We start from the raw sequence: 12106 nt of genomic DNA, 5'->3' as shown, positions 1-12106 counted from the left end.
TCAGGAGTTGTATAGGCTCATGGTACGATCAGGTCCGATTGTGCAGAATGACAGAATCATTTCACTGGCCTTATCCATCAGTGGAGGCAATGCCTGGAATTCTTCCTGGGTGAAGTTTCCGAGTACATAATCCACCTGCTGACCTTTATTAAAATTGTTACCGATACCAAAGCGTAAACGAGTATAGTCAGCACCTCCAAGCACCTGCTCGATATTGGTTAGTCCGTTATGACCGGCTGCACTACCTTGTTTGCGCATGCGCAGGGTACCAAACGGCAAAGCGATATCATCTACAATAACCAACAAGTTTTCCTTCGGTATTTTAAGTTCCTGCAACCAGTAGGCTATTGCCTTGCCGCTCAGGTTCATGTAGGTGGTTGGTTTGATCAAGTGAATTTGTCTTCCTTTGAACTTAAGTTCTGCTTTTTCCGCATGACGGGATAGTTCAAAGGTGATTCCTTTCACGTCAGCCAGACGGTCGAGTACCAGGAAGCCAATATTGTGTCGCGTGAGTTCATACTCGGCACCAATATTTCCCAAGCCAGCTATTAAATACTTCATCAAAAGGAAATTTCAGTGTTCAAGATAATGGGTAAAGCATAAAAAAACCTTCCTGCGTGACAGGAAGGTTTTTTACAGGATAACTTAAAGTATTATTTCTTTCCTTCTTCCTTCTTAGGAGCTTCAGCCTTTTTGGCATCAGCAGCCGGAGCGGCACCAGCAGCCGGAGCAGCAGCACCTTCAGCGGGCGTTGCAGCAGCTTCAGCAGCAAGCTTGGCAGCGCGCGGAACTTCCACTGCGGCAATCGCAGCAGCTTTAGGATCCAGGAATGTTAAGCCTTCCATTTTCATATCGGCCACTTTAATGGCATGGTGGAAGTCAAGCTCAGTAACGTCCACATCAATGTGGTCAGGCATGTCTTTGGGAAAACCCTCAACCTTCAGGGCTGCACGCTTGCGCACCAAGGTACCACCTTTATCAACACCTTTGGCTTTACCAACCAATCGGATAGGAATGCTCATTCTGATTTTTCTTCCCTCTTCAACTTTCAGGAAATCGGCATGGAGGATAACCTCGCTCACCGGATGGAACTGAACTTCCTGAAGAATCGCTTCAGACTCTTGTCCTTCGATGTTCAGGTGTACAAAGTGGGCTTCGTTGGTGTACACCAATTCGCGGAATAGAATCATGGGCGCATAGAAATGCACTTGCTCATTTCCGCCATACACAACACAGGGAACAAATCCTTCATTTCTCAATCGCTGAGAATCAGACTTGCCGAGATTCGCTCTTTTATACCCTACAATCTCAACAGTTTTCATGGTTTTAAAATTTATGGTTTAATTAATAATTACAATTTAATGAACAACGAACTAATCGATTCATGATCATGGATTTTCCGAATGGCTTTCGCGAATAATTCGGATACCGTGAGCACTTTAATTTTTGCTATCTCTTTCTTCAGGGGAATCGTATCGGCAACAACCAATTCTTCCAATACTGAATTTTCAATGTTTTCGTAAGCCTTACCAGACAGCACAGGGTGCGTACAAGCTGCACGTACGGTGCGGGCTCCTTTTTCTTTCAAGAGGGCAGCAGCCTTACAAATGGTTCCAGCAGTGTCCACCAGGTCATCAATCAGTACTACATCCTTGCCTTCCACTTCACCAATCAGGCGCATGGATTCAACTTTGTTGGCTTCTTTTCTGTATTTATCACAAACGGCAAGCTCGGCATCAAAAAACTTGGCAAAGCTTCTGGCACGTTTTATACCGCCCACATCCGGTGAGGCAAACATGATGTTCTCTAACTGAAGTGATTTCAGGTATGGAACAAATATATACGCTCCATCCAGGTGATCTACCGGGATATCAAAAAAGCCTTGAATCTGGTCGGCATGTAAATCACAAGCCATAATCCGGTCGGCTCCGGCCGCTGAAATCAGGTTGGCGATTAGTTTGGCAGCAATGGAAACACGCGGGCGATCTTTACGATCCTGACGCGCATAGCCAAAATAGGGGATAACCACGTTAACGCTGGAAGCACTGGCACGCTTGGCTGCATCTACCATCAATAAAAGCTCCATCAGGTTATCAGAAGGAGGGATGGTTGATTGGATGATGAAGACCTCATGGCCGCGCACAGATTCGGCAATAAAGGGCGACATTTCGCCATCGCTGAATTGCTGGTAGTTTACAACCCCCAGGTTTTCACCGTAAGCATCGGCAATCTTTTCGGCCAGATATGTGGTAGCCCTTCCGCTGAAAATTTTTACAGCCATCGTTTTGCGTTAAACTAAAAACCCTCCCGAAACGGTTGGGAGGGCTTTTGTTGTCCGACAAGGATTCGAACCCTGACTAAAAGAACCAAAATCTTCTGTGCTACCGTTACACCATCGGACAATTTCCTTGTTTTAAGCAAGAAAACCCTGTTTTTTGGGATTGCAAAGGTAGAATTAATTTTCAGAAAACTAATCCCTCGGACGGAAATTTCTGGCTAAAAAGTAGCCTATAAATCGGTTTCAGTACTGGCAGTTCCTTCCATAAAACCTTCGGCCCAAAACCGGTATTTATCCAGGATGGAGATAACTGCATTGCGCAGGTGGCGCTGGTTGGAATAGTCTATTTTACCATAGAGTGTAGTGGCATAGCCTTGCCAAACGGAACGGTTCTGACGTCTGTCAAAAAATTGAATCAGAAGCGTGCCCGTTTGCAAATCAAATTTTTTGCGATCGTAATTGAGGTTCTCATCTTGCGTTTTAATCCATTCTTCAATTTCGGGTTGTGCATACCCGGTAAAACCAAGACTGTCTTCAAAGAGCTTAAAATTGACTAAAAGGTGTGGCTTATTTGATGTCTGCCTGTACCCTAAGAATTTCATTCGGGAAACAATGGCCGATTCAATTTGCTCATTGATCATGGTTTCGTCATTCAAACCAACCGGCTTCATTATTTCGAAACTGCGGTATTTTTTGAATTGACCCTTATAGCTGTAATCGTACTCAACCGGAAGTTCTTTGTAGCCCAAGCAACCTGTTAGCAACCCCGCCAGAAGCAGGAGAATACACTGCCCTTTTTTCATACCCGTTTAGATTTAGTGAAATGAAGGTAACACACTAATCCTGTAAGAACAACGGGAAGCCTGTTCTGTTTTTATTAATTTTTAGAAATCCAGTTTTTAGCGTTTATGAAGGCTTCTATCCATGGTCCGATTTCATCTGTCTGACGATCTTGCGGGTAATATGGCCAGTTCCACGGGAATAGCGATCGTTCAATGTGCGGCATGATGGCCAGGTGCCGGCTATCCTCGGAACATAAGGCGGCTATGGCATTTTCTGAATCGTTGGGATTGCCGGGGTAAGCCTCATAACTGTAGATAGCCGCCACTTTACCAAACTTCGCTGCTGCGCCTAAACTGAATTGACCCTCACCATGCGCTACCCATGCGCCCAAGCGGGCACCTGATAACGACTTAAACATGATCGAATTATTCTCAGGGATGGTCAGGTTGATAAATGCCGATTCAAATTTACCCGAACCGTTATGATGCATGCGCGGATGTTGTTCACCCAATGCTGGATAAAGCAAACCAAGCTCCATCATTAATTGGCAACCGTTGCATACACCAAGACTTAGGGTATCGTTGCGTTTATAAAAATTGTCCAATGCCTTTTTTGCGCGCTCGTTGTACAGGAAAGCACCCGCCCAACCTTTGGCTGAACCAAGCACATCGGAATTGGAAAATCCACCAACGAAGACAATCATGTTTACATCGGTGAGATCTTCCCGGCCAGTAACCAAATCAGTCATGTGTACATCTTTCACATCAAAACCTGCGAGGTAAAGTGAGTAGGCCATTTCGCGATCGCCATTTACACCTTTTTCGCGAATGATGGCGGCCTTGATGCCGGTTGGTTTTCTGCGCTTTGGATCAATGCCGTAGTTTGAAAATGTTCCGGTAAATGCGGATTGAAACGTGTATGAAAGTGGTTGCTGTTTGTAGTTGTGGTAACGTAAGGTTGCGTGTTCTGCTTTACGTTGTTTTTTATCCAACAGGTACGAAGTTTTGAACCACGTATCCCGTAAGGCAGCAACATCAAATGTATGGTCTTGATGCTTATAACGGATGTTAAGCGTTGATGATTTTACAACCGAACCGAGTTTTGAAAAGGTGATGTTGTTTTTTGCCAGGATGCTCGTTACCTGATCATCATTAACCTGAAGTACTATTCCCGGATTTTCAGCAAAGAGAACTTTAATCAAATCATCACCATGATCGGTAAGATTCAGTTGCAAGCCTGTTGATGCATTCGGAAAACACATTTCCAGCAGGGTGGTGATCAATCCGCCAGAAGAAATATCGTGGCCGGATAATACCTGATTATTTTTTATCAGTTGTTGAACAACTTCAAATACTTTGCTGAAATAAGCTGCATCTGAAATTGTCGGAGCATCTGTGCCCAATACGTTAGTCACTTGCGCAAAGCTGCTTCCACCAAGTTTCCATTCATCTTTTGAAAGGTCTACGTAAATCAGTTGCGAATCCCAAACCGGTTGCAATGCCGGACTTATGGTTTTACGAATGTCCTCCACTTCGCCAACAGCAGATATGATTACGGTGCCCGGTGAAAGCACAACCTCTCCATTCGGATATTTTTGCGCCATGGAGAGCGAATCTTTTCCCGTAGGAATATTAATGCCTAACTGAATGGCAAATTCACTTACCGCTTCAACAGCCTGGTAAAGCTTGGCATTTTCACCGGTTTGTTTGGCCGGCCACATCCAGTTTGCACTAAGCGAAACACCCTTCAATCCATGCGTAAGCGGAGCAAATAGAATATTAGTCAATGCTTCTGCAATAGCCATCCGACTGCCTGCTGCAGGGTTAACCAATGCCGCACCCGGTGCATGACCAATGGCCGTGGCGATGCCCTTGTTGCTTAGGAAATCAAGCGCCATTACACCGACATTGTTCAACGGCAACTGCAATTCTCCACAGGTTTGCTGGGTGGCTACTTTGCCGGTAACGGAACGATCGACCTTGTTGGTAAGCCAATCCTTACACGCTACGGCCTCCAGTTGTAAAACTGCTTCTAGGTAAGTCGGTAGTTTTTTTTCATCATACTGAACTTCTTGAAAAACTGACTTTGAAGTAGTGTCGGTAAGAATGGTTTTAGGAGATGACCCTAACAGATGCCTTACTTCAAAATTGACAGGCTTCTTATCCTGATTAGCTTTTTCAAAAACCAATCGGTTATCACCAGTGGCTTCACCGATAACATACATCGGTGATCGTTCCCTATCCGCAATGCGTTTTAGTAAATCAATATCTTTTTCATGCAGCGCAAGTCCCATACGTTCCTGCGACTCGTTGCTCAGGATTTCTTTATCGGAAAGTGTTGGATCGCCCACCGGAATTTTATCGATGTGAATAACACCACCGGTTTCTTCCAGCAGTTCGGATAAGCAATTGAAATGTCCTCCAGCACCATGATCGTGAATGGAAACAATCGGGTTATGATCCAACTCGGCCAATGCGCGAATGGCATTCATGGCCCGCTTCTGCATTTCAGGGTTTGAACGTTGAATGGCGTTGAGTTCAATGGCATTTCCGTACTCACCAGTAGCCACAGATGAAACCGCACCGCCACCCATACCGATGCGATAGTTATCACCGCCTAACAACACAATCTTGTCACCGGGTTTCAGGTGTTCTTTCTGGCTGTCTTTCTCTTTACCGAAACCAATTCCTCCGGCCAGCATGATCACTTTATCGAAACCAAATTTTTTATCTCCTTCAAAATGTTCGAAGGTGAGCAAGCTTCCGCTGATTAACGGTTGGCCAAACTTGTTTCCAAAGTCAGAAGCGCCATCAGAAGCTTTGATTAGAATTTCTTCCGGTGATTGATACAACCACTTACGCGCTGGAAATTTTTTCTCCCACGATCTTCCACCTTCCAGTCGTGGATAGGAGGTAATGTAAACTGCTGTTCCGGCAAGAGGAAGCGATCCTTTTCCGCCAGCCAGTCGGTCTCGTATTTCACCACCCGAACCTGTGGCCGCTCCATTGAAAGGTTCAACCGTGGTAGGGAAGTTATGGGTTTCAGCTTTTAATGAAATAACCGAATCAATATCCTTCACTTCAAAGTAATCGGGTTGATCTTGTCGTGCGGGTGCAAACTGTTCAATGCGCGGCCCTTTGATGAACGCCACATTATCTTTGTATGCCGATACGATGTAGTTCGGATTTTCTTTTGATGTTTTTTTGATCAGTTGAAACAGGGTGCTTGTCTTCTCTTCGCCATCAATAATAAAAGTGCCGTTAAAAATTTTATGGCGACAGTGTTCAGAGTTAACCTGTGAGAATCCAAATACTTCGCTATCGGTAAGTTTACGGCCGAGTTCCCGGCTTACCTGTTCAAGGTATTGAATCTCTTCAGCACTTAAGGCCAACCCTTCCTTTTCGTTATAGGCAGCTATATCATCGACTTCAACAATTGCCTCTGGTTGATGATGAATTGTAAATAAATCCTGGTTTAGCACCGTGTACAAAACCTGAAGCATCTTATCGTAAGCCGCATCTTTTCCGGTAACGGTAAAGAACTCCTCAATTCGGGTGATGCCTGAAATGCCCATGGTTTGGGTGATCTCCACGGCATTGGTACTCCACGGGGTTACCATCTCTTTTCGCGGGCCAATAAAAAAGCCTGATATGGATTTTTCGGGCAGCGGTTTCGCACCTCCAAAAAGCCATTCAAGTTTTTGAATATCAGTGCTTTGTAAAGGCTGTGCCGCTCCAACAGCAAATACGATGTTGGTGGATGAACGGAAGAATAAAATCATTTAAGTTGAGGCTGAAACAAGGACATGCAAAAATAGCAGGAAGCGGGGTTCTTCCTGAAATTTTTTACCCTTTTATTAAGCTATAAAATTAGGTTTACTAAAAACCTGAATTAAATCGTTGTGTCCGCATTTCAGCACAATGAGGTTGAGGTGGGGCACACGATTAATAAATTGATTTAAGTTTTTTTGGCTTATAACCTTGTCGAACTCGCCTAATACCAGCGTTACGTGTAATTGGTTCTGGTTGAGCAAGCCAATAATTCTAGTCAGGTTAAATGATAAATGCCTGAACACAACCCATGAGTAATAAACCCGGTTACGTTTTTCTTCAGTATTCATCTGGCTTTCAGCAAAGCGGATAAGCCCCTTGTCCATTACGCTTAATCGGGTAAGCATGTTGGCTATGTTGAAAAATCGGTTTGGATGGTCAATCATGCTCTTGAACAGTTTCCGAAACAGCAGGGGATACGTGGCCAGGCTATACCAAAAACTTGTTTTAATGCCATCGGGTGCAAGCAGGTAGAGATGATCGATTTGTTTTGGAAGTCCTTCCACCAGCGATAAGGCAAACCGACCACCCAGGCTGAAACCTACCACCGAGAATTTTTCGATCTGGTTTTCGGTAAGAAAGGCCTTGATACAACTTATCCAAAAATCCTTTTCAAGCGGATTCTCACCATAGCCCCACGTACTCTTACCATGAAAGAACAGGTCAAATGCATAAAGTGTATAGGATTTAAAATGCGTAGTGGCCAGTCGATCGAAAATATTTTTGTCTTGCCCGAAACCATGAAAAAGCAACACAACCGGCTGACCATCACCGATTTTGGTATAATGAAGGTGAGCCTGTTGGTACTGAAAGAAATGGTCTGATGACTCCATGTTTCCGAAAAACTATTGAACCTTTACAATAAAAGAAAACCACGCCCGACTATCCTCGTGTATAGTATGATGCGATGGACCTGGCCATGCAAATAAAAGAAGAAACATTTCTGCGGGAAAGAGGGCGCCTGTTGGGGTTCATTCGCAACCGCGTGGCTACCCTCGAAGAGGCCGAGGATATTCTGCAGGATGTATTCTACCAGTTTATTGCCGGATACGAGACCATCCAATCAGTGGATCGCGTAACCTCCTGGTTGTTTTCGGTTGCAAGAAATAAAATTATCGATCGCTACCGAAAGGAATCTACCCGACCCAAGCAAGCAGATTTTGCTACACGATTGGATGGAGATGAAGATGTTCCGCTTACGTTGCAGGAGATTCTTCCTGATCTGGGCAATTCGCCTGAGGATTTGTTGCTGCGTGATGCCTTGTGGGATGCCATCATGGAAGCGCTGGAAGAACTTCCGGCCGAACAGCGGGAGATATTTATCCAGAACGAAATTGAAGAGCGTGGCTTTCGGGAGATTGCCGAAGAAACAGGTGTATCAATCAATACGTTGCTTTCGCGAAAGCGCTACGCCATACTGGCATTACGAAAACGGCTTCAATCGCTGTACGATGATTTGATTAACAACTGATATTGAAAATATTAACAACATGAATAAAGGAGTTTGGATCGGGAAAATCATAATAATGGCCATTGTAGTGGTTGCTATTGTGTTTGGTGTTGTGATGGGCACCATGTATTTGTGGAACATGCTGATACCGGAGTTATTTAACGGGCCTGTACTTAACTTCTGGCAAACCCTGGGCTTATTAGCCTTGTCGAAAATTTTCTTATGGACATTTGGGTGCAGGCACCGGTCGCATCACCATAAAGGCATGCAGTGGAAGCAGCACTGGAAAGAGCGCTGGGCAAACATGGATGAGGCTGAACGCGAACGATTTAAACAGAAGATGAAAGATAAGTGGTGCAGGCCAGTTGTACCCGGGCCATCGGAATCAAAATGACCATTTCAATCGGTTGCGCTGACTGACGCGAAAAAAATCCAAAAAATTAATTGAAAAAGCCCAACCTGAACGGGATTAGGGCGTTTAAGGAAACGAAGGAAACTTTTGTAATGTAAAAAGTTTCCATAGTTTTGCGGCCCTATGGAAGAACAGGACATTAAAGACAAGATTTTAAAAGGCGCGGAGGAGCTGTTCATGCGTTATGGCATCCGCAGCATTTCAATGGATGATATTGCCCGGCACCTGTCAGTTTCGAAGAAGACCTTATACCAGCACTTTGCCGATAAGGATGAGTTGGTGATGATGGTGTCGCGAAATCACCTGGATCGTAACCGGGTGGAATTTGAAAACATTAAAGCCAGTTCGAAAAATCTGATCGAGGAGTTGGTGCGGCTTTCGGCTTGTATTAAAGTGAACATGGAGACAATCAATCCCTCCTTGTTGTTTGATTTACAAAAATTTCATCCGAAAGCATGGACTGAGTGGATCGATTTTAAGAACAAGCACTTGCACGATTCCGTTGTGCGCATCATTACCCAAGGTGTTGCGGATGGATATGTACGCGAAGGCCTGGATCCGGAAATTCTGGCCGTGATGCGAATTGAATGCGTGCAAATGGGTTTTAACCCGGAAATTTTTTCACCGGCCAACTTCAAGTTTCAACGCGTGCAGGAGCAATTGTTTGAACACTTCGTTCACGGCATTGTAACAGAAAAAGGAAGAAAACTATACCTGAAATACAAAGAACTAAACAAACAACCATCCACTATACTATGAAGCGATTTAGTTTAATAATATCCGCACTAATGGGGTCGGTTATGGGGGCCGTTGCACAAACGCAACCAGCACCCAAAACTTTTACCCTACAAGCATGTATTGAGTATGCATTAGAGAATTCCATAGCATTGAACAATGCAAAACTTGATGAGCAAATAGCACAGGCAAAGGTTAACGAAACAATAGGAGTTGGGCTACCGCAGGTTTCTGGAACGGGCACATTAATGCATAACGAAAAACTGCCACGTTTCTTCAACCGCTATTCAGGGCCGGGGGGATTTATTGATTTTGGTTCGATTCCCGGCATAGAAGTAGGTGATGTGGTGGCAGCGGAAAATTTCTTTCAATTAAAAAGCAGTGCAGATGTGGGGCTTACTGTCAACCAATTGATCTTTAACGGTTCGTACCTGGTGGGCTTACAGGCATCAAAAACGTATAAGGAATTATCCTACAAAGCCACAGCACAATCAAAAGAACAAATTATTCAACAGGTAACGAAAGCCTATTATACTGTTTTGATTAATAAAGAGCGTGCCGATCTGTTTGCGAGCAATATTGCCCGTGTTGATTCCTTGCTTAAAAATACCACAGCTCTATATGAAAACGGTTTTGCGGAAAGTATTGATGCAGATCGGATTCAGGTAACGTTGAACAACCTGATTGTTGAACGCGATAAATTCTTAAATATGAACGAGCTGGGTGTGGCTTTATTGAAATTTCAGATGAGCTACCCGATGAATGAGCCAATAGATATTGTGGGAAATATTCAAGATGTGCAGGTGGATGTGGATTTAGACAGTTATCAGCAAGACTGGAACTACAAAGAACGCCCCGACTACCAGGTGATGGAAGTAAATAAAAGACTTCAAGAATTAAACATTAAAAATAAATTTGCAGCGTCTTTACCAACACTTTCCGGATTTTTTAACTATGGGTACTCAACACAATCGCCAAATATTGGCGGGTTGTTTAAAACAAACTCTGGTTTTTCTGAAGTGCCGGGCGCAGGACCTGATAAGTGGTACGATTATTCTAACTATGGACTGAGTTTGAATATCCCGATTTTCACAGGGTTGCAGAATCGGTATAAGGTTCAGCAAGAAAAGATTGTCATGCAAAAAATTAATAATGGTTTTCGTAATCTTAAGTCAAGCATTGATCTTGAGATTCAACAAGCAACGTTGAATTATGATAATGCCATTAAATCATTGAACGCGCAGCAGCGCAATATTGCATTAGCTGAAAAAGTTGCTCGTGTTACAAAAATAAAATACGAACAAGGCGTTGGCTCTAACCTGGAGGTGATTGATGCCGAAGATGCATTGCGCCAGGCACAAACCAACTATTACAGTGCTATGTATGATGCTATGGTGGCGAAGATTGACCTTGATAAGGCATACGGAAAACTTGTGGCATCACCTGAAACCAATTAATCAATCAAACCGAATTATATACCCATGAAACGAACAAAATATACACAATACGCATTAGTTTTTGCTTTGGCAGTCATGCTGGTTGCATGTGGCGAAGAGGCTAAGGAAGTAAAACTTGACAGATTAAAGGCGAAGCAAAGCAAATTGGCAAAGCAGATCGCAGATATGGAAAAGCAAATAAATTCGACCGGTGTTGACAGCCTGGCCGTACGCACCAAAGAAGTGGCTGTGATAGAGTTGCAGCCCCGTGCATTCGATCACTATGTGCAAACACAAGGTTTGGTCGAATCGGAAGACAATATTCTGGTAAGTGCCAAAGGTATGGGCGTTATCACCCAGGTATTCGTAAAAGAGGGTCAATCGGTAACCAAAGGCCAGACGTTGGCGCAAATCGATAACTCGGTGCTGGTGCGCAACATCGAAGCGATGAAGTCGCAGCTTGAACTTGCTACTTCGGTTTATGAACGTCAGAAAAACCTGTGGGATCAGAAAATTGGTACTGAAGTACAATTCTTACAGGCTAAAACTTCGAAAGAGGGTTTAGAGAAGCAACTAGCCGCATTGCAGGAACAGAACGAGCAAACACGGATTAAAAGTCCTATTAACGGCATAGTTGATCGCGTAAATGTAAAGGTAGGCGAGAACATAGCCCCCGGTATGCCTGCAGCGTTGGTAACGAATAATAGCAACTTAAAAATCACAGCAAGTATATCGGAAGCTTACGTGGCCGATGTAAAAAAAGGAAATAGGGTAACCGTGGTGTTTCCTGACATCAAGAAGGAAATGAAAGCAACTGTAACTTTCGTAGGCCGTAACATCGACCGGCTGTCGCGTACGTTTCAAATTGAAGCCGAGTTGCCCTCTACTCCGGATTTGCGTCCAAACATGACAGCCCTGATTAAAGTGGTGTACGAGTCGCATCCGGCTGTGCTTGTTGTTCCGGTAAATACTGTACAACATATAAAAGATGAGAAAGTAGTTTTTACAATAGAAACTAATGGTAATCAAACTGTGGTGAAGAAGAATGTGGTAGCAGTAGCTGGTGTGTTTGACGGATTAGCGCAGGTAGAAGGCCTAAATGCTGGCGACAAAGTTGTCTCAGCGGGTTTTCAGGGATTGAACGAAGGCCAGTTTGTGACGGTACAGTAGACACTCCGGTTT

11 protein-coding genes and 1 tRNA gene are annotated in these 12106 nt (G+C 44.1%); 5 read left to right on the top strand and 7 right to left on the bottom strand.

The genetic code is table 11. The features are described from left to right. The 7 genes from pth to QY309_11280 all read right to left on the bottom strand — a co-directional run bounded on the left by pth (position 1) and on the right by QY309_11280 (position 7724). Entirely contained in the window at positions 1–561 is a 561-nt protein-coding gene (gene pth, locus QY309_11310) for an aminoacyl-tRNA hydrolase (GenBank protein ID WKZ58455.1), read from the bottom strand. A gap of 92 nt (positions 562–653) precedes the next feature. Then, positions 654–1322, bottom strand: a complete 669-nt coding sequence (locus tag QY309_11305) for a 50S ribosomal protein L25/general stress protein Ctc (GenBank protein WKZ58454.1) — start codon at positions 1320–1322, stop codon at positions 654–656. 29 nt (positions 1323–1351) lie between these two features. Continuing rightward, positions 1352–2281 carry a ribose-phosphate pyrophosphokinase gene (locus QY309_11300; GenBank protein WKZ58453.1) on the bottom strand — a complete coding sequence of 310 codons (930 nt, stop codon included), beginning with the start codon at positions 2279–2281 and terminating at the stop codon, positions 1352–1354. Between the two features lie 50 nt (positions 2282–2331). After that, a tRNA-Gln gene (locus QY309_11295) sits at positions 2332–2402 on the bottom strand. Positions 2403–2508: 106 nt separating this feature from the next. Continuing rightward, on the bottom strand, positions 2509–3081 hold the full coding sequence (locus tag QY309_11290; protein ID WKZ58452.1) for a DUF4136 domain-containing protein: 573 nt from the start codon (positions 3079–3081) through the stop codon (positions 2509–2511). Between the two features lie 74 nt (positions 3082–3155). Beyond that, on the bottom strand, positions 3156–6842 hold the full coding sequence (gene purL / locus QY309_11285; GenBank protein WKZ58451.1) for a phosphoribosylformylglycinamidine synthase: 3687 nt from the start codon (positions 6840–6842) through the stop codon (positions 3156–3158). Between the two features lie 75 nt (positions 6843–6917). After that, positions 6918–7724: an alpha/beta hydrolase gene (locus QY309_11280; GenBank protein WKZ58450.1), complete on the bottom strand. Its 807-nt coding sequence runs from the start codon at positions 7722–7724 to the stop codon at positions 6918–6920. A 74-nt stretch (positions 7725–7798) separates the two neighbouring features. On the opposite strand from QY309_11280, the gene QY309_11275 reads away from it, so the two are divergent. The 5 genes from QY309_11275 (at position 7799) to QY309_11255 (ending at position 12094) form a co-directional block, all read left to right on the top strand. Beyond that, the gene (locus QY309_11275; GenBank protein ID WKZ58449.1) at positions 7799–8362 is read left to right on the top strand and encodes an RNA polymerase sigma factor; all 564 of its coding nucleotides are present in this window, start codon (positions 7799–7801) and stop codon (positions 8360–8362) included. 19 nt (positions 8363–8381) lie between these two features. Beyond that, positions 8382–8735 carry a hypothetical protein gene (locus QY309_11270; protein ID WKZ58448.1) on the top strand — a complete coding sequence of 118 codons (354 nt, stop codon included), beginning with the start codon at positions 8382–8384 and terminating at the stop codon, positions 8733–8735. Positions 8736–8876: 141 nt separating this feature from the next. After that, positions 8877–9512, top strand: a complete 636-nt coding sequence (locus tag QY309_11265) for a TetR/AcrR family transcriptional regulator (GenBank protein ID WKZ58447.1) — start codon at positions 8877–8879, stop codon at positions 9510–9512. Further along, positions 9509–10945: a TolC family protein gene (locus tag QY309_11260; GenBank protein ID WKZ58446.1), complete on the top strand. Its 1437-nt coding sequence runs from the start codon at positions 9509–9511 to the stop codon at positions 10943–10945. Before QY309_11265 ends, QY309_11260 begins: the two co-directional genes overlap by 4 nt. Positions 10946–10969: 24 nt before the next feature. Further along, a complete protein-coding gene (locus QY309_11255) occupies positions 10970–12094 on the top strand; it encodes an efflux RND transporter periplasmic adaptor subunit (protein WKZ58445.1) in 1125 nt (374 codons plus the stop codon). The last annotated feature ends 12 nt before the right edge of the window (positions 12095–12106 follow it).

This window comes from Cyclobacteriaceae bacterium (assembly GCA_030584025.1).
GTDB lineage: Bacteria > Bacteroidota > Bacteroidia > Cytophagales > Cyclobacteriaceae > UBA2336.
Note: the sequence above shows the minus strand (reverse complement) of the source record. Positions and strands in the feature narration are given on the sequence as shown.

Coding starts and splice junctions, on each gene's coding strand:
- purL (WKZ58451.1), bottom strand. CDS start 6,842: ATGATTTTATTCTTCCGTTCATCCACCAACATCGTATTTGCTGTTGGA.
- pth (WKZ58455.1), bottom strand. CDS start 561: ATGAAGTATTTAATAGCTGGCTTGGGAAATATTGGTGCCGAGTATGAA.
- QY309_11255 (WKZ58445.1), top strand. CDS start 10,970: ATGAAACGAACAAAATATACACAATACGCATTAGTTTTTGCTTTGGCA.
- QY309_11260 (WKZ58446.1), top strand. CDS start 9,509: ATGAAGCGATTTAGTTTAATAATATCCGCACTAATGGGGTCGGTTATG.
- QY309_11300 (WKZ58453.1), bottom strand. CDS start 2,281: ATGGCTGTAAAAATTTTCAGCGGAAGGGCTACCACATATCTGGCCGAA.
- QY309_11280 (WKZ58450.1), bottom strand. CDS start 7,724: ATGGAGTCATCAGACCATTTCTTTCAGTACCAACAGGCTCACCTTCAT.
- QY309_11305 (WKZ58454.1), bottom strand. CDS start 1,322: ATGAAAACTGTTGAGATTGTAGGGTATAAAAGAGCGAATCTCGGCAAG.
- QY309_11265 (WKZ58447.1), top strand. CDS start 8,877: ATGGAAGAACAGGACATTAAAGACAAGATTTTAAAAGGCGCGGAGGAG.
- QY309_11275 (WKZ58449.1), top strand. CDS start 7,799: ATGGACCTGGCCATGCAAATAAAAGAAGAAACATTTCTGCGGGAAAGA.
- QY309_11270 (WKZ58448.1), top strand. CDS start 8,382: ATGAATAAAGGAGTTTGGATCGGGAAAATCATAATAATGGCCATTGTA.
- QY309_11290 (WKZ58452.1), bottom strand. CDS start 3,081: ATGAAAAAAGGGCAGTGTATTCTCCTGCTTCTGGCGGGGTTGCTAACA.